The following is a 22,533-nucleotide window of genomic DNA, read 5'->3' as shown; positions in this document are numbered from 1 at the left end:
CGGCTTTGTTTGGAATGACGAATTTTTTAGTCATGTCATTCAGAATGCAGCGCAGCGAAATGAAGAATCTCCTGTTTATCACCCATCCCTCAACTTTAAAAGACTCTTCCATCATCAGAAGACAGTTGCATATTTTCTATTAAAGCATAGTGTCATTCAGAATGCAGCGCAGCGGAATGAAGAATCTCCTGTTTATCCCCCTTCCCACAATTTTAAAAGACTCTTCTATCATCAGAAGACAGTTGTATGTTTTCTACCAAAGCATAGTGTCATTCAGAATGCAGCGCAGCGAAATGAAGAATCTCCTGTTTATCACTCCCTCCAGAACCTTTAAAAGACTCTTCCATCATCAGAAGACAGTTGCATGTTTTCTAATAAAGCATAGTGTCATTCAAAATGCAGCGCAGCGAAATGAAGAATCTCCGTTTGACAATATACCATCTTATAATTCTTTCTTATCTTACATCAATTGCAGCTCAACCCGTATACCATAAATTTGCACTATAAATAAATGAGATCATTATGAAAACAGTATTCCACAACGCAGAATCCCGAGGGCATGCTAATCATGGATGGTTAGATACTTACCATACCTTTAGCTTTGCCAATTATCAGAATCCGGACAGAATGCATTTCGGAGTTTTGAGGGTTTTGAATGATGATACCGTTTCTCAGGGAATGGGATTTGGTACCCATCCACACAAAAACATGGAAATTATTTCCATTCCGCTGGAAGGAGATTTGGAACATAAAGACTCTATGGGAACCACTTCTGTGATACGAAACGGAGAAATTCAGGTAATGAGTGCCGGAACAGGAATCATGCACAGCGAATATAATAAAAATGAAGATGAGCCTGTAAAATTCTTACAGATCTGGGTATTTCCTAGAGACCTTGAAGTAGAACCAAGATATGATCAGATAAGCATTGAAGCAGGAAAAAAAATGAATGGTTTCCAGCAGATACTTTCCCCGGATAAAAATGATGAAGGAGTATGGATCCACCAGGATGCCTGGTTTAATCTCGCAAGATTTACGGAAGGAAACGGGAAGAATTATACCCTTCATAAAAAAGGTAATGGTGTATATGCTTTTGTTCTTAAAGGAAGTGCCAAAATAGGAGACCGAATCCTTAAAGAAAGAGACGGATTGGGAATCTGGGATACCCAGAGTTTCAATATAGAAGCCGTAGAAGATGCCGAAATACTTTTAATGGAGGTTCCAATGGAGCTGCCTACATATCTTAAATAAATAAAATTAGTTTATATAAAATTATACGTATAATGAAAGTTTTAGCAATAGCAGGAAGTAATTCCGGAGTTTCAATGAACAAGCAGTTAGTAGCTTATGCCTCTACATTGGTAGAAGGAAGTACAGAAGTGGAAGTAATAGATTTGATCCCTTTTGAAATGCCAATATATAAGCGTGAAAGAGAATTGGAAGGAGGTGTTCCCCAGTTGGCAAAAGATTTCGCTGCAAAAATTGATGGTGCCAATTTACTTTTACTGTCACTACCTGAGCATAACGGAACCTATTCAACAGCATTTAAAAATGTATTCGACTGGGTGTCCAGAATTCAGGGGAGAACAGTTTGGAATCAAATTCCTATGCTTTTGATGTCTGCCGCACCCGGAGCAAGAGGAGGAGCAGGAGTTTTAGAAGCAGCTTCCCAGCGTTTCCCTTACCATGGAGGAAATATTATAGAAACTTTTTCATTACCATTTTTCGGGGAAAATTTTGATGCTGCGGCACAAAAAATCTCTAATGAAGAAAAAGACAGAGAACTCAAAGAAAAAATTAAAAAAGTTTCAGCAATCGAAACAATTCTTGAAAAATAGCATTAGGAAATTAATTTTTAAATTGCTACTTTTGCAAAAAAGAAAATTAGATGAAAATTCAGTCCATCCTCAAAGAATATCATTCTTTTTCAAAGAAAGGCATTTTCGTGGACTCTGAAACTCTGAAATAAAATAACGGCCGATAATCTACCAAGATTGTCGGCTTTTTTATTTTCTAAATATTGATTAAAAAATTTGAAATAAAATTTCTGAAATTACAATGAGCAATACTTACAAATCTGCAGGTGTAGACAAAGAAGAAGGATACAAAACGGTTGATAAAATAAAAAAAGCAGTGGGAGAAACCCATAATGCCAACGTATTGAATCATCTGGGAAGCTTTGGAGCTTTTTATGAAATAGGAGGATATAAAAATCCTGTCCTGGTTTCCGGAACCGATGGAGTAGGAACAAAGCTTAAAGTAGCTTTAGATACCAAAAAGTATGATTCTATCGGTGTAGACTGTTTTGCGATGTGTGCCAACGATATTCTTTGTCATGGTGCAAAGCCCCTTTTCTTTTTAGATTATCTGGCTTGTGGTAAACTCGATTCGGATATTGCTGCAGAAATTGTTTTGGGAATGGTAAAAGCCTGTAAAGATAACAACTGTGCACTTATTGGAGGGGAAACTGCGGAAATGCCCGGAATGTATCAGCCCGGAGATTATGATGTGGCAGGATTCTGTGTAGGTATTGTAGAAAAAGATCAGATCATTGATGGCTCCAATATTAAAGCAGGAAATAAAATCATTGCCATACCAAGCTCAGGATTTCATTCCAACGGGTTTTCATTAGTAAGAAAAGTATTCCCGGACTTTGAAGAAGAGTTTGAAGGAAAACCTTTATATGAAACTCTTTTGGTTCCTACCAGATTATACTATAAAGATATCCATAAAGTATTGGAAGAAGTAAAAGTTTGTGGAATAGCCCATATCACAGGAGGTGGATTATATGAAAATATACCGAGGATTATTCCGGAAGGATTATGTGCTTCTATTGATGCCTCCAAAGTCAGAATCCCAAGTATAATGACAGAACTTGAAAAAAGAGGAGGAGTAAGCCGTGAAGAAATGTTCGGAACCTTCAATATGGGAGTAGGAATGGTATTGGTAGTAGATGCAGAACACGCAGAAAAAGTACTTCACCTTTTAGATGACGCTTACGAAATAGGTGAGATCACAGAAGGAAATGAAAAAATAAACCTAACCGTATAAATGTATTAAACTAAAAAGTATTAACGTCATTGACATTACTGCTTTTTACATTTTACAAAAAATATGAAAAACATTGTAGTACTGGTTTCAGGTTCAGGAACTAACCTTCAGAGAATTCTCGATACCATAGACCAGGGAGAAATTCAAAATGCAAAAGTTACATTGGTGGTGGCCGACCGTGAATGCTACGGGCTTGAAAGAGCAAAAAATCATCAGATTGAAAGCATACTTATTCCCAGGGGGAAAAATTTCAGCAGCGAGCTCAGTAAAGTAATTCCTGAAAATACAGACCTGATTGTACTGGCAGGATTCCTGTCCATTTTGAAACCTGAATTCTGTGAAAACTGGCAGGGAAAGATCATTAATATACATCCTGCATTGCTTCCGAAATTCGGAGGAAAAGGAATGTGGGGAATGAATGTTCACCACGCCGTAATTGAAGCCGGAGAAAAAGAAAGCGGAGCAACCGTTCATTTTGTAACACCGGAAATCGATGAAGGAGATATCATACTGCAAAAATCATTTATAATAAATCAGGGGGAAACCCCTGAAACCCTGGCCGCAAGAATTCATGAAGTAGAATATGAAATATTTCCGAAAGCCATTAATAAAGTGCTTGGAAATTAATTATAATTAAAAATCCCTTCCTTAGTGAGGGTGTCAGAAATTCTTAATTTTTGACGGGATGGTAAAAAATCTAAGTAAAATAAAGTAAACCGGAGGTGAAAGACCGGAATACAGTTTGGAATAACTGTGAAAAGTAAAAAATTGAAAGAAAAAAATGAGTAAAAAGAGAGTTTTAATCAGTGTTTCTGACAAAAGCGGATTAATAGAATTTGCCCAGTTTCTGGAAGCTCAAAACTATGAATTGATTTCTACGGGAGGAACTTTTAAACACCTGAAAGAAGCCGGTTTAAGTCCTGTTCAGATTGATGAGGTGACCGACTTTCCTGAAATGCTTGACGGAAGAGTGAAAACATTACATCCCAAAGTACATGGAGGATTGCTTGCAGTACGTGCCAATGAAGAGCATATGAAAACCGTGGAAGAACATGGAATAGGCTTGATAGACATGGTGATCGTAAACCTTTATCCGTTCTTTGAAAATGTAAACAAAGATATTTCTCTTCATGAAAAAGTGGAATTCATTGATATAGGAGGACCTTCTATGCTTCGTTCAGCTGCTAAAAACTTTGACTCGGTAACCGTTATTACCGATGTGGAAGATTATGCCACCGTAAAAATCGAGATGGAGCAAAACGGAGATACTTACATTGAAACCCGTAAAAAGCTGGCCGGTAAAGTATTCAACCTTACTTCAGCTTATGATGCCGCTATTTCAAAAATGCTTTTGGATGAAGAATATCCTGCTTACCTGAATGCTTCCTATAAAAAAGTATCAGATCTGAGATACGGAGAAAACCCTCACCAGACAGCCGCTTATTACGTTTCTACTTTTGAGAACGGCGCTATGAAAGACTTTGAGCAGTTAGGAGGAAAAGAACTGTCCTTCAATAACCTCAGAGACATGGACCTTTGCTGGAAAGTAGTCAATGAGTTCAAAGAAGAAATGGCCTGTTGCGCCGTAAAGCATTCCACACCATGTGGGGTTGCCATCGGAACATCAGCATTGGAAACGTACCAGAAAACTTTTGAATGTGATCCGGTTTCCATCTTCGGAGGAATTGTTGCAATGAACTATACCATAGATGCTGCCACTGCTGAAGAGCTTAATAAAACTTTCCTGGAAATCGTTATGGCTCCTGATTTTAGTGAGGATGCCTTGGAAATTTTAAGAAAGAAGAAGAATCTTAGAATTATTAAAATAAAAAATCCGGTTTCCGATAAGCAGACGTGGGTGAAAATTGACGGTGGAATATTGGTTCAGGATAATGATAATCACTTCTCCGAAGAAATAAAAGTCGTAACTGATACACAACCTACGGAAGCTCAGAAAAAAGCATTATTATTCTCCCAGAGAGTAGTAAAATATGTAAAATCCAATGCTATTGTTGTTTCTAACGGTATTCAGGCTTTCGGAATCGGTGGAGGACAGGTAAACAGAATCTGGGCTACCCAACAGGCGATAGAAAGAGCCAAAGAAAAATTCAATGGAAGCTTGGTGTTGGCTTCAGATGCCTTTTTCCCTTTCCGTGATGTAGTGGATTTCTGCGCTCAGGAAGGTATCACAGCAATTATCCAGCCGGGTGGAAGTGTGAAAGATCAGGAGAGTATTGATGCCGCCAATGAGCATGGAATACCAATGATGTTTACAGGAATCAGACACTTCCTGCACTAATTAAAATAGAATTAAATTAAACTTTTGAATGGTATTTATCCTGTTCAAAATTATATATTTGTAGTTTATAATAGACTTGTTAATTAAATAAAATATGAGAATATTAATCATAGGTGAAGGAGGTAGAGAATCTGCATTAGCAGCAAAACTTCATAAAGACTCCAGAGTTACTAAAATGTTTTTTGCGAACGGAAATGCAACTACCGATGCAATAGGGAAAAATGTTCATTTAACAGAAATAAAGGAACTTAGAGATTTTGCTATTAAAGAAAAAATAGATTTAACGATCGTAGGTCCGGAAGCACCTTTGGTAGCCGGATTAAAAGATGAGTTCAAAAAACATGGTCTTAAAGTATTCGGACCTAGTCAGAAAGTGGCAAGCCTGGAAGGAAGTAAAGCTTTCTCAAAAAAATTTATGCAAACCTATGATATCAAAACTGCCAAAGCCGTAGTATTTGATTCCTATCCTGAAGCTAAAGAATATGTTCAGACTCAGGAATATCCTTTGGTGATCAAAGCCAGTGGATTAGCAGGAGGAAAAGGGGTTGTAATCTGTGATAACCTGGAAGAAGCAGAAGCTACCATTCACGATTTCATGATCCGAAGAATATATGGAGATGCAGGGATCCGTCTGGTAATTGAGGAATTTTTACAAGGTTTTGAAGCTTCCATTATTGCTTTCTCCAACGGAGAAAAATTATTCCCATGTATTCCCGTAAAAGATTATAAAAAGGCGGGAGACGGTGATAAAGGTCCTAATACAGGAGGTATGGGATCAGTAGCTCCAAGCCCTGAATTTACCCAGGAACACCAGGCCGACTTTGAAAAAAATATTCTGGAACCTACCATTAAAGGTCTTAAAGAAGAAGGATTCAGCTTTAAAGGAATTATTTTCTTCGGATTAATGGTAACACCAAAAGGAACTTACCTTCTTGAATACAATATGAGATTCGGAGATCCGGAAACACAGGTGTTAATGGCATTAATGGAAAATAATCTGCTCGATGTTATCAATGACTGCATGCAAGGAAAAGAAGTAGAGCTTAAATTCAAAGACGAAAAAGCAGTTTGCCTGGTAATGTGCTCAGGAGGATATCCCCGTAATATTGAAATAGGCTTCGAAATTGTAGGAGAAGATAAAGTAAAACATAGCCAGCTGCTGTATGCAGGGGCAGTTAAAAAAGGAGATAAAATAGTTTCCAACGGAGGTAGAGTTCTTAACATTGTAGCTACAGGAGCTACTTATGATGAAGCTCGTAAGAAAGTATATGAAGACGCTCTTCCCGTACATTTTGACTACTCCTTTTACAGAGAAGACATCGGAAAGTTTTAATAAAATCATAAAAAAGATTTGGAACGTTTCCAAGTCTTTTTTTGTAGAAAAGGTAAAAGGCTTCATACAGGCAAAAGCTCCTGTCCACAGAATTTGGATTTTTTATGAAGAAGAACATGATCTCAAATAGGATCAGGCATTCTTCAATAGGATCGGGCTTTAGCCCGATTAATCTCAAAGAAAAGAAGATGGGCTTTAGCCGAAACTTAACAACTTATAATTGATAACTCATAACGCATAGCTTAAAATGAATAACGGCATTATCATTTTAGATTTCGGTTCACAATATAACCAGCTTATCGGAAGACGTATCCGTGAGATGGGAGTATATTCTGAAATCTTACCATTCAATACACCTATAAAAGATATTTTAGAAAGACAGCCGAAAGGAATTATTCTTTCAGGAGGACCAAGCTCCGTAAATGCAGAAAATGCCCACCTTGTAGAAAAAGAATTATATGAGCAAGGCTTTCCTGTATTGGGTATCTGTTACGGAATGCAGCTTACCGCCTACCTTTTAGGAGGAAAAGTAAACAAAGGAGAAAAAGGAGAGTATGGAAAAGCTCATTTGGATATCATTAAAGAAAATGATTTACTAAAAGGAGTTGCCCAGAACTCTATCGTCTGGATGAGTCATTTTGATGAAGTAGGGGAATTGCCTGCAGGCTTTGAGCTGAATGCCCAATCCGGTGTTATAGCCTCTATTTCCAATCCTGATAAACAGATCTATTGTGTACAGTTCCATCCCGAAGTTTCCCATACGGAGGAAGGAGCTAAAATGTTGGAGAACTTCGTATTCGGAATCTGTAAAGCAGAAAAAAACTGGAAACTTACCAATTATATTGATAAAACAGTAGCTGAGATCCGCGAAAAAGTAGGAGATCAGAAAGTGATACTTGGACTTTCAGGAGGAGTGGATTCATCTGTGGCAGCCGTATTGATCCATAAGGCGATCGGTGATCAGCTTACCTGTATCTTTGTAGATACGGGATTGCTGAGAAAGAATGAAGCAGAAAAGGTAATGGAAAACTATGGAGAGCATTTCCATATGAATATAAAGCTGGTGAATGCTGCAGAAAGGTTTTTATCCAAACTGGAAGGAGTAGACGATCCGGAGAAGAAAAGAAAAATCATCGGAAATGAATTTATCCATGTTTTTGATGAAGAATCCCATAAAATAGAAGGAGCTAAATTTCTGGCGCAGGGAACCATTTATCCCGATGTGATTGAGAGCCAGTCGGTAAACGGACCTTCGGCGGTAATCAAATCCCATCACAATGTAGGAGGACTTCCCGAAGATATGGAATTTGAGTTGCTGGAACCTCTTAGAGAACTTTTTAAAGATGAAGTAAGAAAAGTAGGGGAAGAATTGGGAATACCACATCATTTGGTATATAGACATCCTTTCCCGGGACCTGGATTGGGAATCAGGGTGCTGGGAGCCGTAGATGCGGAAAAAGTAAGAATCCTGCAGGAAGCAGATGATATATTTATCGAAGAATTATATAAAAATGATTTATATGAAAAAGTATCTCAGGCTTTTGTAGTTTTACTTCCTGTGAAATCCGTAGGAGTAATGGGAGATGAAAGAACCTATGAATATACGGCGGTTGTCCGTTCAGCTAATACTATTGACTTTATGACGGCAACATGGAGTAAGCTTCCTTATGAATTCCTTGAAACCGTTTCCAATAGAATTATTAATGAAGTAAGAGGAATCAATAGAGTGGCTTACGATATTTCCAGTAAACCACCCGCAACCATTGAATGGGAATAAGTATAAAACATAATATAGAATATAAAAAGTCTGCTTAATCTTTAAGCGGACTTTTTTAATTTAATAATGGATCACTTTAAATCAATAATTAAAATATGATTATAATCATAAAAAATATTAAGTATAGATTTTATTAATAATGTAAAAAATTCTTATTCTAAACACTTGTTTAAATAATTAATGCAATACATTTTTAATAATTTATTAGAGTATTGTTTTTTTACATGAAAATTGTTAATTGTTTTAGGTGTATTTAACGTAAATTTAATCTATAAAAAGATTATTTTGGCATGATATTTTAATGCTTAGACTCAATGTTGAAAAATATTTAAAAACACTTTCTTAGTTGAATGTTGAAGGGAATGAAGTAAAAAAAATACGCACACACAAATAATTTCTCAACGAAACTTATTATGGCGGCTAATCCGCACGCATTAAAATGTATTAAATCAGTTTGAATCAATCCGGTTTAATATAAATCAGGTATTATACTCTATTAAAAATGTAATTATGAAACAATTAGTATGTTCTATAACCGTTCTTATTACTTCAGTAATGTACGGACAGGTGGGTATCAATACAACTACTCCTGATAAAAGCTCTATTGTAGATATGTCTACAAACAATAAAGGCCTTCTCATTCCCCGGCTCACTCAACAGGAAAAAATAGCGATTGCAGAGCCTGCTAACGGCCTTCTGGTATATGATACGGATCGTCAGTGTCTCAGTCAGAATATAGGAACACCTGTTTCCCCTTCATGGACATGTTTAGGAAATAACACACGGTCATTTTATATGCCCTCAATGGTGGTTGATACGCAGGCAGGTACAGGTAAAACGGTAGATCTCTATAATATTTATAAACAGCAGTTTGAAGCTCCCATGGCTAAAAGCAGTAACGCACCGGCATCTATCCCTTACTATAGCTCTCCTGATGATCTCTATTACTATGTAAGCTATTATGATAACAGTGTAATCAATATTACCAATATATCAGATAGTGGAGTCCTTACCTATGATGTGGTAGGAACCCCGTCAGACTTCTCTTATATGAATATCGTTTTTGTTATTAAATAAGGATGGAGATGAAGACAGGAATAAAGATAATGACCCTATTTTTTTTGACCACAGTATCGTTCTGTGATGCGCAGACATGCGGGTGTCCTGAAGGATCATTAATCGTAGATGATTTAAATAGCCTGCCGAGCAGTACGATGACCAATACCAATTACTGTGTTAACCAAAGCATTAATTTCGGGTCCAATACCTTAATCATTGCCCCTACCAATAGTTTATATATCGTTAACGGTGCGCTTATCGAAGGGACGGGAACATTTACCCACCAGGGTGACCTGTTGAAGGTTTGTAATCGTTCCGGGATTATTCTTAACGGAGCTGCCACTTTTGGGGCATATGGAAGTGGAAAAGATACTACCATACAAATGGAACCTTATTCCTATTTCTCAGTAAAAGGATCTTTTACACTTTTTGATCCTTCTTTCGGAACAACTTCAGGGAAAACCCATTTTATTATGAAGGACAAATCCGTTATTGAAATTTGCGGTACTTACAGTTCCAATACGATATCTTCCTATCCCATCGTTGAATATCAGGGAACAGGAAAGAAAAAAGCCTTATTTATAAATGAATCCCATACCGTAGGAGGAGGAAATATTTTATCCGAATCAGATAATGTTGTTTGGGTAACGATGTCCCAGGTGGATGCATTAGGACCGGGAAACGCTTTATGGACCGGGCAGAATGGAACTCCTTCCAGTCCTAACTGGCCTGCGGATGTTCAGGATGGAGTGTGTGGACAGGCAATGGATTTATCCGAACCTGATCCGCTTATGATCGCAAATCCAATGATCCACGTCTATCATTAAAATTGAATCTATTTTCATAATCTATTTTTATATTTATGTTTGAAGGTCTGTCTGTAAAGGCAGGCTTTCTTTTTTTTAATCATAAGATAAATACGGATGATTTTTTTTATATTTAATATATAAATTTACTTACAATGCAAATAGAAACCCGTGCCTTAAATTCAACGGATTATGAAGAGCTGGTAGAAACCATGAAACGTGCCTACCCTCAGATGTCCGAATCCGTATGGCATAAAAAAAGTATTGATAAACTCATTAAAATATTTCCTCAGGGCCAGATCTGTATTACAGTGGATGATAAACTGGCTGCTGTTGCGCTTTCCATTATTGTCAATTATAATGAATTTGGAGATGAGCATACTTACAGTGATATCACAGGAAACTATACATTCAATACCCATACCTCTACAGGAGATGTGCTGTATGGAATAGAAGTCTTCGTAGATCCGGAGTACCGTGAGCTTCGTTTAGGAAGAAGATTATATGACGCAAGAAAAGAGCTTTGTGAACTTCTCAACCTAAAATCCATAGTATTGGGAGGGAGAATTCCCAATTACCATAAATACAGTCATGAACTTTCGCCCAGGGAATATATACGCCGAGTGAGGGATAAAGAGATTTATGATCCCGTACTGTCTTTCCAGCTTTCCAATAACTTTCTTCCGATAAGAATCCTGAAAAAATATCTTCCGGAAGATGAATCTTCGCGTGAAAATGCAGTGCTGCTACAATGGAATAATATTTATTACAGCAAAAAGCCTAATACCATGCAGGATAGTATTATTCGTTTAGGGCTGGTACAATGGCAGATGAGGCATTTTAAAAACATAGATGCCTTTTATGAGCAGGTAGAGTTCTTTGTAAACGTAATGGGAGATTATAAATCAGACTTTGTATTATTTCCCGAGCTTTTCAATACGCCATTACTTGCGCCTTTCAATAATCTTTCCGAAAGGGACAGTATGATTGAGCTGGCTAAAATAACCGAAGAAATTAAAAATAAAATATCCGAGCTGGCCATCAGCTATAATGTGAATATTATTTCCGGAAGCATGCCCATATTCGAAAATAATGAACTTTATAATGCCAGCTACCTGCTTCATAGGGATGGGAGAATAGATGAATACCGGAAAATTCATATTACCCCCAATGAAAGGAAATATTACGGAATGAAAGGTGGAAATGAGATCAGGGTATTTGATACGGACTGTGGTAAAATCGGGCTCGTAATCTGCTATGATGTAGAGTTTCCCGAACTACCCCGAATCCTTGCGGATCAGGGAATGAAAATTCTTTTTGTTCCTTACCTTACTGATACCCAGAATGCTTATATGCGTGTGCGTCACTGTGCAGCAGCCCGGGCTATAGAAAATGAATGCTATGTGGCGATTGCCGGCTGTGTAGGGAATCTGCCCGGAGTGAACAATATGGATATCCAGTTTGGACAGGCTGCCGTATTCACTCCTTCGGACTTTGCCTTTCCGTCCAATGCTGTAAAAGGAGAAGCAACTCCCAATACGGAAATGACACTCATTGTGGATGTCGATCTCAATTTACTGAAAGACCTTCATTATCATGGTTCTGTTCAGGTTCTGAAAGACAGAAGGAATGATCTCTATGAAACTTATCTGAAATAAATATAAGCAGGGGATTTTCTCCTGCTTTTTTACTTATCCTAAAATATATCCTGAATAGGAATAGTTTTTGGAGATAATTGTATTATTTTTTAATCATGTTTGATAAGCAGCAAAGAAAACTGAAAAGATCAGCCCGGTTGATTTCCGTATTAAGTAAATACGGGTTCAAAGATTTATTGGCCCGAGTAAACGGAGGAAATAAAGAAGAAGAGCAGGGAAATACGGATGAGATTATCTCCAAAGGAACGGTATATGAAAGGATAAGACTGGCCCTGGAAGAACTTGGGCCTACATTTGTAAAACTGGGACAGACATTCAGTAACCGGGAGGACCTTCTTCCGCCGGAGCTTATTCAGGAGCTGCAAAAGCTACAGGATAAAGTAGAAACAGTGGACATGGATGTTGAAGAGATACTGGAAACGGAATTTGATATTTCTGTAAAAGATCATTTCCAGGAAATCCAGCGGGCTCCCTTGGCTACCGCTTCCATAGCCCAGGTGTATAAAGGGGTATTACTTAATGGAGAACCTGTTATTTTAAAAATAAAAAAACCGGATGTTCAGGAAGTCATAGAAGATGATCTGCTTCTTATCAAAGATTTGGAAAGATTATTATCAGCCTATTCGGATATAGGGGCAAAGCTCAATCTGAAACAGGCTATTTCCACCTTTGAGAAATCCCTGTTGGAAGAAGTTTCATTAATCAACGAAAAAAACAATATCCAGCAGTTTGCTTTAAATTTTAAAAATAATAGGGAGACTTATGTTCCCAGAGTATATGATGAATTTTCCAACAATAATGTACTCTGTATGGAATTCATCGATGGTATCAAAGTAACGGATAAAACAATCTTACTTGAAAATGGTATAGATCCGGTAAGGGTATCAGAGGTCGGGTTGCGTTTATTTGTTTCTCAGATCCTCGATTACGGATTTTTCCATGCGGATCCTCATGCTGGAAATATTCTGGTGAAGAGAGATGGGAAAATAGTATTTATAGATTTTGGGGCTGTGGGTAAAATTCAGCCGAATGATAAAGAAATCCTGGAAAACCTTATCGTAAGTTTTGTAGCTAAAAATTCACATAAAATTGTAAGATATCTTAAAAGGATGGCGGTGAGCTATGAAATTCCCGATGAACGAAAGTTTGAAGGGGATGTGGAAGATATTTTAAATTTTGTGCACAGTTCTTCTTTACAGGAAATTAATGTTCAGGTGATCATTAATAAAATGAAAGATATTCTTAAAGATAACCGCCTGTATATGCCGGATTATTTTTACCTGTTATTCAAGGGAATCAGCTTGATTGAAGGAGTGGGAAGAAATATCAATCCCGGTCTGGATATTGTGAAAAGCCTTAATCCTTATACCAAAAAAATATTGGCCCGGAAAATAGATCCACGAAATCTCCTGAAAACAGGAATGGATAAAATGATGAACTTCACAGATAATGTAGATGAAATTCCCAGGGAGCTCCGTTCCGTATTACAAAAGCTGGATGAAAATAAATTTACTGTGACCAGTGAGATCAAAAATATTGAGAAAACCAACCAGCTTATTAAGTCAAGTGTAGTGAACCTTATTCTGGCAATGGTATTGGGAGCCAATATGATTGCCACAGCTATTGTTTTTGTTTCGGAAACAGGACCGGGAATAGGAGGCGTATCAATGTTTGCGGTGTTGGGATTTTTATTCTCCGCATTATTAATCATTATACTTTTGCTTAGGATCACCCGGAAATAATTGATGATTACTTCCACCTTTATATTGTACATTTAAATACATATCTTTGCAATATGGAAAAACTTACTTTTGCAGATTTTGATCTTCCGGTTAAAATTCTTGATGTTTTGGCGGACTTGGAACTGTTCGAGCCCACACCTATCCAGGAAAAAAGCTTAAAGCCTATTCTTTCGGGTAGAGATGTGATGGGAATTGCACAAACAGGTACCGGGAAAACATTGGCTTACCTTTTACCCGTTCTTAAAACCTGGAAATATAATAAAAACGGAAATCCAACGGTTTTAATACTGGTTCCCACCAGAGAGCTGGTGGTTCAGGTTACGGAGATCCTTGAAAAATTGACCGAAAATATCACTGCAAGAGTAATCGGGGTGTACGGAGGGAAAAATATCAATACACAGAAGCTGCTTTTTGATGACGGATGTGATATTCTGGTAGGAACTCCCGGAAGAGTAATGGACCTTTCCATAGACAATGCAATATCTTTAAAGGAAGTACAGAAGCTTATTATTGATGAGTTCGATGAAATGCTGAATTTAGGATTCCGTCCGCAGCTTACCCATATCTTTGAAATGATGAGAGAAAAAAGACAGAACATTCTTTTCTCTGCTACCATGACGGAAGCTTTAGATGAAATATTACATGAATATTTTGCGAGCCCTATAGAAGTTTCATTGGCGAAATCAGGAACCCCCCTGGAAAAAATAGAACAGACCGCTTATAAAGTTCAGAATTTTAATACTAAAATTAATTTATTGGAGCATCTGTTAAAAACAGACGTTGATATGTCTAAGGTGTTGATCTTCAATAATAATAAAAAACATGCAGACCTTTTATTTACAAAGATAGATGAACTCTTTCCGGAACAGTTCGATGTTATCCATTCCAACAAATCCCAGAACTACCGTTTGAAAGCAATGAAGAAGTTTGAAAATGAGGAAATCAGGGGATTGATCACCACGGATGTAATGGCCAGGGGATTGGATATTTCCAATATTACGCATGTCATTAATTTTGAAACACCTGAAGTTCCTGAGCAGTATATTCACAGGATAGGAAGAACCGGTAGGGCAGATAAAGACGGTAAGGCAGTAACTTTTGTAACGAAGAAGGAGGAAACTCTTGTATTGGATATAGAGTTGCTGATGGATAAAGAACTTAGATTTATTGATTTTCCGGAAGAGGTTAAAATCAATCCTAATAAAATCGCTTCGGAAAAAGATGAGGTGGTAATGAAAAATCCTGCCCAGGTAAAACTGAATGAAGGGGGAGGAGCCTTCCATGAGAAGAAGGATAAAAATAAAAAAGAAAACTGGGGAGGGCCTTCCAAAAGAAAAGCTCCCAAAAAGTTTGGGGCTAACAGGGCTCAGCAGAAAGCGAAATCCAAAGCAAAAAGAAAGAAATAAAATAAAAAGCTTCACCTAAAAGGTGAAGCTTTTTTTAAGGAAAATACAGCGGACTAAAGTCCGCTCTCATTATTTCATATAAGGTTTCATTACAGAAGTCCAAAGCTTATAGCCTTCAGGGGTCATATGAAGCATATCTTCCACAAAAAGATCTTTTCTTACATTTCCCTGGGCATCTTCCATTACTTTGGTAATATCGATATATTCAGCATTTTTCTCTTTTTTCATGAAGCTGGCAATTTTCTTATTGGCTTTTTTCATTTGAGGCCAGAGCTTTTCTCGGCTCGGAGAATACTTGATGGAAATATAATCTACTTCTATATCAGGGAATTTTTCACGGATTTTCGTGTAGAATGTTTTATAGCGGTTAACTACTTCTTTAGCCTTAAGCTGGTCATTATCTGCAAAATCATTTTCTCCGCAGTAAATAATGATTTGTTTAGGCTGATAAGGATTTAAAAGATCGTTGGCGTAATAATTTAGATCCGTTAAACGTGACCCTCCAAATCCTCTGTTGATAATGGTTTTATTTGGAAAATAACTGGAAACATCCGTCCATTTTGTGAAAGAGGAGCTTCCTATTAAAAGAATGGCATCAGCAGGAGGGGTATGTTCCTGATCTGATTTTTTGAAACTCTGGATATCCTGCCAGAACATCGGTTTTTTTTCCTGAGAAAATAAAATAATAAAGCTTAATAATAAAAATGCGGATAATACCTTCTTCATTGTTTAATATATTTAATTAATAGTTTGCATAAAAAAACTCCCGTTTTTCAGGGAGTTTTCAGTTTTTATCTTTTAAAGGTGATATAATTATTATCTACAATCTGATCGCCGTCTACATCAATATTTCCAACGAGCATCATGAGTTTCAGCTCGGTATTGGTAAGGACAACCACTCTGTAAGGAATAGCGCTTCCGTCGTTATAAGTGAGCGTCAGATCTTTGGTATCAGGATCGTATGTATAGGTACCTTCAACAGTTTCATTCACCTGGCAGTCCGCACCTACTCCTGTATAGCTGGTATAGGAAGTGTAATAATCGGTTCTGAAATGGGTGTTGTCTTTTTCACTGCATCCTGAAGGAGTTTCAGAGAAAATCACTGTTTTATCGTCTGCTCCGGAGATAATTTCTGTTTTGCTTGTCTTCCAATCTCCTTTCATCATGTCCAATTCATAAGCCTCAATATTATCGTCTTCACAAGAAGTTAGTGCCAATGCGGAAAAGGCAAATAAAAGTAGTTGTTTTTTCATTTTCACAAATTTAAGAATATGCTAAAATATAAATAAATTTGAAATATTAATAATGAATTAAAGGTTTTTGAAAGATATATTATAAAAAAACGATCCATAAAAGGATCGTTTATAATTATTAATAACTCATTTCTACAATTTTGTAAGCATCCTGAGGGGTAAGTTTTTTGTATTCTCCGAGACCTACCCAGTTTCTTTCGGTGAATGCCTTTTCAACTCTTTCGGCCGTTCCCTTGTATTCGTCCGTATATTCGGAAAGCTTAGTCTGGATATGTAAGCTGTGGAAAAACTCTTCAAGTTTCTTGATTCCCAATTCGGCTTTTTCTTCAATGCTGCCCTCCGTGATATTCCATACTCTTTCAGCATATTGAGCAAGTTTACCTTTTTTAGATTCAAAATTATAACGGTAATGCGAAGGTGCTATAATTGCCAGGGTTCTGGCATGATCGATTCCAAAATAAGCTGTTAATTCATGACCCATTGCATGAACGGCCCAATCGGTAATAACCCCTTTCTGGATAAGTCCGTTAAGTGCCATTGTACAACACCACATAAAATTGCCAGCCGCATCATAATTGAAGTCATCTGCTAAAACTTTCGGCGCAGTTTCCTGTAAGCTGATCAGGATACTTTCTGCAATTCTTTCCTGAAGATCAGCAGAAGAAGGAGCCGTCATATACTGTTCCAGCACGTGGGTGTATGCATCCGTAATACCGTTAACTATCTGATTTTTAGGAATGGTTCTTACCACTTCAGGATCTAATACTGAAAATTGTGGGAATAACCCCGGACCTCCGGAAGACAGCTTTTCATTCGTTTCTCTTCTTGAAATTACATAGCCAGAGTTCATTTCAGAACCTGTAGCCGGTAAAGTGAGGACGCTTCCAAAAGGCATTCCTTCACCTTCAAAAGTTCTTACCGGTTTTCTGAGAATTTCCCAGGGCTCACCATTGTAATTCGCTGCGGCAGAAAGGAATTTGGTCCCGTCAATAACGGATCCGCCTCCTACTGCGAGAAGAAAGGTGATCTTATTTTCTTTGATGAAGTTTAAGGCGGTAATCAGTACCTCATATTCAGGATTGGCAGGAACACCCCCGAACTCAAAGAGCTGATGGTCTTTCAAGGCTTCTTTTACCTGATCATACACTCCGTTGTTTTTGATGCTACCTCCTCCGTAAATCATTAAAACTCTGGCATCTTTAGGAATTTCGTTAGAGATTTTTGCAATTTCTCCTTTTCCGAAAAGTATTTTTGTTGGATTTTTTAATTCAAAATTAAGCATGTTCTTTACTTTTTTGTCATTCAAATGTACGGATTAGATTATGAAAATTGAGTTAAGATAATTTTAAAATTCTATTTTAAATTGTGCAGATAGATCGCGTAGTTTAGCATCTGAAATAAGTCGCTTTCCCTTATCTTAGAGTACTTTTTTCTATAGTCATGAACCATCTTGTCAAAATTGAAATTTGAAAATTCATCATAATCAGACCCCGGACCTTTTCCTTCAAAATATTTGGATTCTCGGCATTTGGAAATTTCCTGGTAAAGATCATTCTTAAAATTTCTTATGTAGTTCACCCTTTCCTGGCTGTAACTACCCAGTTGATGATCCATAAGTTTTTTCTTTATTTTAGTTTCAACTTCTTGAGTATCAGAGGGTGTGAACTCAAATGCAAGGTCGGTAAAACATACGAAATCGTAAGTTGGATTTTGTGTTTTCATGGAATTAGGATTTTAATAAGGATTATTAGTTTAAATATGCAGTTCAAAGCTAAATAATAATCTTAATATTTCATAGAAAATTTAGCAATTAATTGATTCAAAATATGAAAATTCGCATAAAATCTATTAAATTTGTTATATGATACACGATCAACGAGCAGAGAAATTCAGGCAGATTGTGGAAAATAAATTCCAGATCTATAATTCATTATTTATGAGCCTGCCTTATGATAAAATGACCAACATCGGAATGCTTCTTCCGTTTCTTTATGAGGAAAGTAAAATAGGCTATGACAAAGGAAAAACTCCGGAAACTATTATAGAAGAATTTTTTAAAAACCATACTGATCTTCAGGATGAAGATCAGAAGCTGGAATTGTTATTTAAGATTATCCAGTATATAGAAAGGCAGGTTGTACTTTTCGATAGTATAGAAGATGCAGCATTTCCGAACCTGCATTCGGAAAGTGATAATGGTACGGTAACCAATCTTTTTTGAGCGTTCCCTTCAGGATCATAAGCTGGAAAAAGTAAGAGAAAAACTGAGGGATTTTACGGTGAAAATTGTTTTTACGGCTCACCCTACCCAGTTCTATCCCAGCTCGGTTCAGCGTATTATTCATGATCTCAGAAATGCGATTACAACAGATTCCATTACCAATATAGATATACTTCTTCAGCAGCTGGGGAAAACACCATTTGTAAATAAAGAAAAACCGACTCCTATTGATGAAGCCTTAAGTATAATTTATTACCTGAGATATGTCTATTATGATACGATAGGAGAATTATTCACAAAAATCAAGAAAACTTTTGAAAACGGGCATCCGCATATTCATGAAGATTTAATCCAGTTAGGATTTTGGCCGGGAGGAGACAGGGACGGAAACCCGTTTGTAACGGCTGATGTCACAAAACGTGTGGCAGATGAGCTGCGTACGGCGATTTTAAAATCTTATTACAGTCATCTGAAGCATGTCAGAAGAAGATTAAGTTTCAGGGGAGTATCTGAAGTCCTGACTGCCTTGAGCGATGAACTGTATGCTTCCATATTTAAAAATGAAAAAATAACAGCCGAAGCTATTCTTAAAAGGGTAAGCGAAGCCGAAAAAATCCTAATTGAAGAACATAATTCTTTATTCCTTGATCTGCTGGTTAATTTCAGAGACCGGGTAAAGATTTTCGGGACTCATTTTGCAACGTTGGATATTCGTCAGGACAGCAGGATCCATCAGAAAGTGATTGATGAAGTATATGCTAAAATATCCGGCGATCCGGAAGCGGATTATGACCGTAAATTCAGTGAGCTTATTGAAAAGTCCGCAGCGGTAAATGCGGATGATTTTGAAGATATAGTTCAGGATACCCTGAAAACGGTAGCACAGGTAAAAGAAATCCAGCAGCTGAACGGTTACCGGGGAATGAACCGATATATCATTTCCAATTCGGATGCCGTGAAAGATGTTATGAATGTATATGCATTTTTCAAAATTTCAGGTTACAGGGATGAAGATATCAATATGGATATTGTTCCTCTTTTTGAAACCATGGAAGGGCTGGATAAAGCGGAAAGTGTAATGGTAGCTTTATATCAGCATCCCGTTTATAAGAAACATTTGGAAAGGAGAGGGAATCAGCAGACGATTATGTTAGGCTTTTCTGACGGGACAAAAGACGGGGGTTATTTAAAAGCCAATTGGGAGATCTATAAAGCGAAGGAAGTGCTTACCAGAATTTCTGAGGAAAACGGAATCAAAGTGGTTTTCTTTGACGGAAGAGGAGGTCCGCCGGCTAGAGGAGGAGGAAAAACCCACGATTTCTATGCTTCTCAGGGAAAAACAATTGCCAATAATAAAATTGAGCTGACGATACAGGGGCAGACGATTACCAGTATCTTTGGAAATAAAGAACAGGCTAAATACAATTTCGAACAGTTGCTGACGGCGGGAGTGGAAAATGATGTTTTTAAAAATTCTAAAAAAGATCTTACGGAAAAAGAAAGAGCTTTGATTATAGAATTGGCGGATATCAGCTATAAAAAATATTCAGATTTAAAGGCTCACCCCATGTTTGTAGCCTATCTGCAGGAGATGAGTACTCTGGAATATTACGGAAAAACCAATATCGGAAGCCGGCCTTCCAAAAGAGGAAACGGAGATGAACTTAAGTTTGAAGATCTGAGGGCTATTCCTTTTGTGGGATCCTGGTCCCAGCTGAAACAAAACGTTCCCGGATTCTTTGGGTTTGGATTTGCTATGAATGAAATGAAAAAACAGGGGAAATTTGAAGAAGTGAAAGAGCTGTATAAAGGTTCCGATTTCTTTAAGACCCTTGTGCTGAATTCCATGATGAGTATGAATAAATCCTATTTTCCCCTTACGTATTACATTAAAAATAATCCTAAGTTCGGAGCATTCTGGAATATCCTTTTTGATGAATATACACTTTCAAAAGACATCATGTTGGAGCTTACCGGGTTTAAGGTGCTTCAGGAAGAAGATCCGCTTTCCCGGAAATCTGTGAAGGTCCGTGAAAAAATTGTTCTTCCTTTATTAAGCATTCAGCAGTATGCGTTAATGAAGATTCAGAAAGGTGAAGGAGATAAAGAAGCCTATGAAAAGCTGGTGATCCGTTCATTATTCGGAAATATTAATGCCAGTAGAAACTCAGCATAAAAGATTAAATAAAATTAATAAAGCTCTGCCGGGAAACCGGCAGGGTTTTTTTGTTGAAATGATAGTGGCAGCTAAAGGATCTCGGTTTTTATATGCTTGAAAAGATAAAACAAAGCCCATAAAATTTTTGATAGGACTTTAAATTCCCTTATTTTTACAGAAATATTTACTTTATGAGAAAAATTCAGATGGTTGACTTACAAAGTCAGTATTACAAAATAAAGAGTGAGGTTGATAATGCTGTTTTAAATGTAATGGATTCAGCTGCTTTTGTTAACGGCCCTGAAGTAAAGTTTTTCCAGAATGAATTGGAATCTTACCTGGATATACGTCATGTAATTCCTTGTGCCAACGGAACGGATGCATTACAAATAGCATTGATGGCCCTTGATCTTCAGGAAGGAGATGAAGTAATTACAGCGGATTTTACTTTTGCTGCGACAGTAGAAGTTATTCATTTACTTAAATTGAAATCTGTTTTGGTAGATGTGGATTATGATACCTTTACCATTTCTGCTGAACAAATAAGAAAAGCCATTACCCCAAAGACAAAAGCGATTATTCCCGTTCATCTTTTCGGACAATGTGCTGATATGGAGGAGATCCTGAAAATTGCAAAAGAGCATAATTTATATGTGATCGAAGATAATGCCCAGGCTATCGGCTCCGAATATACTTTTTCAGATGGCACTGTGAAAAAAGCAGGAACTATGGGAACCATAGGTACGACTTCCTTTTTTCCGTCCAAAAATTTAGGATGTTACGGAGACGGTGGAGCTATTTTTACAAATGATGATGCGATTGCCCATCGTTTAAGAGGTATTGTAAATCACGGAATGTATGAAAGATATTATCATGACGAAGTGGGAGTTAATTCCCGTTTGGATAGTGTACAGGCTGCGGTATTAAGAAAAAAGCTTCCTCATCTGGATTCTTATAATGAAGCCAGAAGCAAAGCTGCTGATTTTTATGATGAAGCATTTTCCGGACATCCGGATATTCTGACTCCTGAGAGAGCAAAGAACTCTACCCATGTATTCCATCAGTATACCTTAAGAATTCTGAATGGTAAACGTAATGAACTGCAACAGTTTTTAACGGAAAAAGAAATTCCTGCCATGATTTATTATCCCGTAGCATTAAGAAAGCAGAAAGCCTATTTCCAGGAAAGTAATGCTTCAGATTTCGTGAATACGGATAAGCTGTTGGATCAGGTGATTTCTTTGCCGATGCATACGGAGTTGGATGAAGAGCAGTTGAAATATATTACAGATGCTGTGCTGGAATTTATGAAGTGATAATATGCTCCATGAAGAAAGGATACTTAAGTATAAGTTCATCTATTTCTATACTATAATTTTTGTTTTGGGATGGCTTATTCACTTTGGAGGGATAATAGGAAGTATTGTTTTAAAAAATTACAGAGTTATTGAGCCCTATAAAGAAATGGAAGCACTTCTTTATACGTTAATATTTATGAATTTTCTAATGCTGATTTTAGCATTTGTAAATATTTTCAGGGAATCTCCGAAAATGTTTTTATTTTTAAATATTTCTGTGATTCTTATTATCAGTTTACTTTCAATAAAATTTTTTGTGGATGGTAATTTTAAAGACTCCGGGTATTTAAGTTCTTTTATCATGGTAATAGGATTTATAATAGGTTCTGTACTAATGATAAATTATTTCAGGCATTTTCCGGCAAAAAATGAAATAGAAGAAATAGGACAAAAAGAAGAATAAAAAATTTAT

Annotated in this window: 19 protein-coding genes and 1 pseudogene; 16 read left to right on the top strand and 4 right to left on the bottom strand. The window is 37.0% G+C overall.

Annotated elements, in window-relative coordinates; genetic code table 11:
- Positions 1–176 precede the first annotated feature (176 nt).
- The 13 genes from ABJ974_RS09960 to ABJ974_RS09900 all read left to right on the top strand — a co-directional run bounded on the left by ABJ974_RS09960 (position 177) and on the right by ABJ974_RS09900 (position 15,131).
- On the top strand, positions 177–494 hold the full coding sequence (locus ABJ974_RS09960; RefSeq protein WP_419868099.1) for a hypothetical protein: 318 nt from the start codon (positions 177–179) through the stop codon (positions 492–494).
- A 28-nt stretch (positions 495–522) separates the two neighbouring features.
- Positions 523–1,251, top strand: coding sequence for a pirin family protein (locus tag ABJ974_RS09955; protein WP_419868098.1), 729 nt, complete (start codon positions 523–525; stop codon positions 1,249–1,251).
- 32 nt (positions 1,252–1,283) lie between these two features.
- Positions 1,284–1,838, top strand: a complete 555-nt coding sequence (locus ABJ974_RS09950) for an NADPH-dependent FMN reductase (RefSeq protein WP_419868097.1) — start codon at positions 1,284–1,286, stop codon at positions 1,836–1,838.
- A gap of 220 nt (positions 1,839–2,058) precedes the next feature.
- On the top strand, positions 2,059–3,051 hold the full coding sequence (purM, locus tag ABJ974_RS09945; protein WP_419868096.1) for a phosphoribosylformylglycinamidine cyclo-ligase: 993 nt from the start codon (positions 2,059–2,061) through the stop codon (positions 3,049–3,051).
- A 63-nt stretch (positions 3,052–3,114) separates the two neighbouring features.
- On the top strand, positions 3,115–3,678 hold the full coding sequence (gene purN, locus ABJ974_RS09940; protein ID WP_419868095.1) for a phosphoribosylglycinamide formyltransferase: 564 nt from the start codon (positions 3,115–3,117) through the stop codon (positions 3,676–3,678).
- A gap of 154 nt (positions 3,679–3,832) precedes the next feature.
- A complete protein-coding gene (purH, locus tag ABJ974_RS09935) occupies positions 3,833–5,350 on the top strand; it encodes a bifunctional phosphoribosylaminoimidazolecarboxamide formyltransferase/IMP cyclohydrolase (RefSeq protein ID WP_419868094.1) in 1,518 nt (505 codons plus the stop codon).
- A gap of 94 nt (positions 5,351–5,444) precedes the next feature.
- Complete coding sequence (gene purD, locus ABJ974_RS09930) at positions 5,445–6,683, top strand: phosphoribosylamine--glycine ligase (RefSeq protein WP_419868093.1); 1,239 nt, start codon at positions 5,445–5,447, stop codon at positions 6,681–6,683.
- Positions 6,684–6,930: 247 nt separating this feature from the next.
- Positions 6,931–8,460, top strand: a complete 1,530-nt coding sequence (gene guaA / locus ABJ974_RS09925; protein ID WP_419868092.1) for a glutamine-hydrolyzing GMP synthase — start codon at positions 6,931–6,933, stop codon at positions 8,458–8,460.
- Between the two features lie 510 nt (positions 8,461–8,970).
- Entirely contained in the window at positions 8,971–9,537 is a 567-nt protein-coding gene (locus ABJ974_RS09920; RefSeq protein ID WP_419868091.1) for a hypothetical protein, read from the top strand.
- An 8-nt stretch (positions 9,538–9,545) separates the two neighbouring features.
- On the top strand, positions 9,546–10,346 hold the full coding sequence (locus ABJ974_RS09915; protein WP_419868090.1) for a hypothetical protein: 801 nt from the start codon (positions 9,546–9,548) through the stop codon (positions 10,344–10,346).
- Positions 10,347–10,480: 134 nt separating this feature from the next.
- Positions 10,481–11,983 carry a carbon-nitrogen hydrolase family protein gene (locus tag ABJ974_RS09910; protein WP_419868089.1) on the top strand — a complete coding sequence of 501 codons (1,503 nt, stop codon included), beginning with the start codon at positions 10,481–10,483 and terminating at the stop codon, positions 11,981–11,983.
- Positions 11,984–12,078: 95 nt separating this feature from the next.
- Positions 12,079–13,725 carry an ABC1 kinase family protein gene (locus ABJ974_RS09905; protein ID WP_419868088.1) on the top strand — a complete coding sequence of 549 codons (1,647 nt, stop codon included), beginning with the start codon at positions 12,079–12,081 and terminating at the stop codon, positions 13,723–13,725.
- A 53-nt stretch (positions 13,726–13,778) separates the two neighbouring features.
- Complete coding sequence (locus ABJ974_RS09900; RefSeq protein ID WP_419868087.1) at positions 13,779–15,131, top strand: DEAD/DEAH box helicase; 1,353 nt, start codon at positions 13,779–13,781, stop codon at positions 15,129–15,131.
- A 69-nt stretch (positions 15,132–15,200) separates the two neighbouring features.
- Here ABJ974_RS09900 and ABJ974_RS09895 read toward each other — a convergent pair whose 3' ends face one another.
- The 4 genes from ABJ974_RS09895 to ABJ974_RS09880 form a co-directional block, all read right to left on the bottom strand.
- Complete coding sequence (locus ABJ974_RS09895) at positions 15,201–15,857, bottom strand: GDSL-type esterase/lipase family protein (RefSeq protein ID WP_419868086.1); 657 nt, start codon at positions 15,855–15,857, stop codon at positions 15,201–15,203.
- A gap of 65 nt (positions 15,858–15,922) precedes the next feature.
- A complete protein-coding gene (locus ABJ974_RS09890; protein WP_419868085.1) occupies positions 15,923–16,384 on the bottom strand; it encodes a lipocalin-like domain-containing protein in 462 nt (153 codons plus the stop codon).
- A 118-nt stretch (positions 16,385–16,502) separates the two neighbouring features.
- Positions 16,503–17,666: an iron-containing alcohol dehydrogenase gene (locus ABJ974_RS09885; RefSeq protein WP_419868084.1), complete on the bottom strand. Its 1,164-nt coding sequence runs from the start codon at positions 17,664–17,666 to the stop codon at positions 16,503–16,505.
- A gap of 71 nt (positions 17,667–17,737) precedes the next feature.
- The gene (locus ABJ974_RS09880; protein WP_419868083.1) at positions 17,738–18,106 is read right to left on the bottom strand and encodes a hypothetical protein; all 369 of its coding nucleotides are present in this window, start codon (positions 18,104–18,106) and stop codon (positions 17,738–17,740) included.
- 139 nt (positions 18,107–18,245) lie between these two features.
- Between ABJ974_RS09880 and ABJ974_RS09875 the strand changes: the two are divergent.
- From ABJ974_RS09875 to ABJ974_RS09865, 3 genes and pseudogenes are all read left to right on the top strand, one after another.
- Positions 18,246–20,781: pseudogene (locus ABJ974_RS09875) on the top strand (phosphoenolpyruvate carboxylase).
- Between the two features lie 173 nt (positions 20,782–20,954).
- Positions 20,955–22,079, top strand: a complete 1,125-nt coding sequence (locus tag ABJ974_RS09870; protein ID WP_419868082.1) for a DegT/DnrJ/EryC1/StrS family aminotransferase — start codon at positions 20,955–20,957, stop codon at positions 22,077–22,079.
- Positions 22,080–22,146: 67 nt separating this feature from the next.
- The gene (locus ABJ974_RS09865; protein ID WP_419868081.1) at positions 22,147–22,524 is read left to right on the top strand and encodes a hypothetical protein; all 378 of its coding nucleotides are present in this window, start codon (positions 22,147–22,149) and stop codon (positions 22,522–22,524) included.
- Positions 22,525–22,533: the final 9 nt, after the last annotated feature.

Source organism: Chryseobacterium sp. CT-SW4 (assembly GCF_048572715.1).
Taxonomy (GTDB): Bacteria; Bacteroidota; Bacteroidia; order Flavobacteriales; family Weeksellaceae; genus Chryseobacterium.
The sequence above is the reverse complement of the archived record's forward strand: the minus strand, read 5'-3'. Positions and strand labels throughout refer to the sequence as shown.

Excerpts from the sequence above, each read along its gene's own strand:
- ABJ974_RS09880 (WP_419868083.1), bottom strand. The coding sequence starts at position 18,106 with ATGAAAACACAAAATCCAACTTACGATTTCGTATGTTTTACCGACCTT.
- ABJ974_RS09910 (WP_419868089.1), top strand. The coding sequence starts at position 10,481 with ATGCAAATAGAAACCCGTGCCTTAAATTCAACGGATTATGAAGAGCTG.
- purM (WP_419868096.1), top strand. The coding sequence starts at position 2,059 with ATGAGCAATACTTACAAATCTGCAGGTGTAGACAAAGAAGAAGGATAC.
- ABJ974_RS09955 (WP_419868098.1), top strand. The coding sequence starts at position 523 with ATGAAAACAGTATTCCACAACGCAGAATCCCGAGGGCATGCTAATCAT.
- ABJ974_RS09885 (WP_419868084.1), bottom strand. The coding sequence starts at position 17,666 with ATGCTTAATTTTGAATTAAAAAATCCAACAAAAATACTTTTCGGAAAA.
- ABJ974_RS09870 (WP_419868082.1), top strand. The coding sequence starts at position 20,955 with ATGAGAAAAATTCAGATGGTTGACTTACAAAGTCAGTATTACAAAATA.
- purN (WP_419868095.1), top strand. The coding sequence starts at position 3,115 with ATGAAAAACATTGTAGTACTGGTTTCAGGTTCAGGAACTAACCTTCAG.
- purD (WP_419868093.1), top strand. The coding sequence starts at position 5,445 with ATGAGAATATTAATCATAGGTGAAGGAGGTAGAGAATCTGCATTAGCA.
- ABJ974_RS09900 (WP_419868087.1), top strand. The coding sequence starts at position 13,779 with ATGGAAAAACTTACTTTTGCAGATTTTGATCTTCCGGTTAAAATTCTT.
- ABJ974_RS09960 (WP_419868099.1), top strand. The coding sequence starts at position 177 with ATGAAGAATCTCCTGTTTATCCCCCTTCCCACAATTTTAAAAGACTCT.
- ABJ974_RS09905 (WP_419868088.1), top strand. The coding sequence starts at position 12,079 with ATGTTTGATAAGCAGCAAAGAAAACTGAAAAGATCAGCCCGGTTGATT.
- guaA (WP_419868092.1), top strand. The coding sequence starts at position 6,931 with ATGAATAACGGCATTATCATTTTAGATTTCGGTTCACAATATAACCAG.
- ABJ974_RS09915 (WP_419868090.1), top strand. The coding sequence starts at position 9,546 with ATGAAGACAGGAATAAAGATAATGACCCTATTTTTTTTGACCACAGTA.
- ABJ974_RS09890 (WP_419868085.1), bottom strand. The coding sequence starts at position 16,384 with ATGAAAAAACAACTACTTTTATTTGCCTTTTCCGCATTGGCACTAACT.
- ABJ974_RS09950 (WP_419868097.1), top strand. The coding sequence starts at position 1,284 with ATGAAAGTTTTAGCAATAGCAGGAAGTAATTCCGGAGTTTCAATGAAC.
- ABJ974_RS09895 (WP_419868086.1), bottom strand. The coding sequence starts at position 15,857 with ATGAAGAAGGTATTATCCGCATTTTTATTATTAAGCTTTATTATTTTA.
- ABJ974_RS09920 (WP_419868091.1), top strand. The coding sequence starts at position 8,971 with ATGAAACAATTAGTATGTTCTATAACCGTTCTTATTACTTCAGTAATG.
- purH (WP_419868094.1), top strand. The coding sequence starts at position 3,833 with ATGAGTAAAAAGAGAGTTTTAATCAGTGTTTCTGACAAAAGCGGATTA.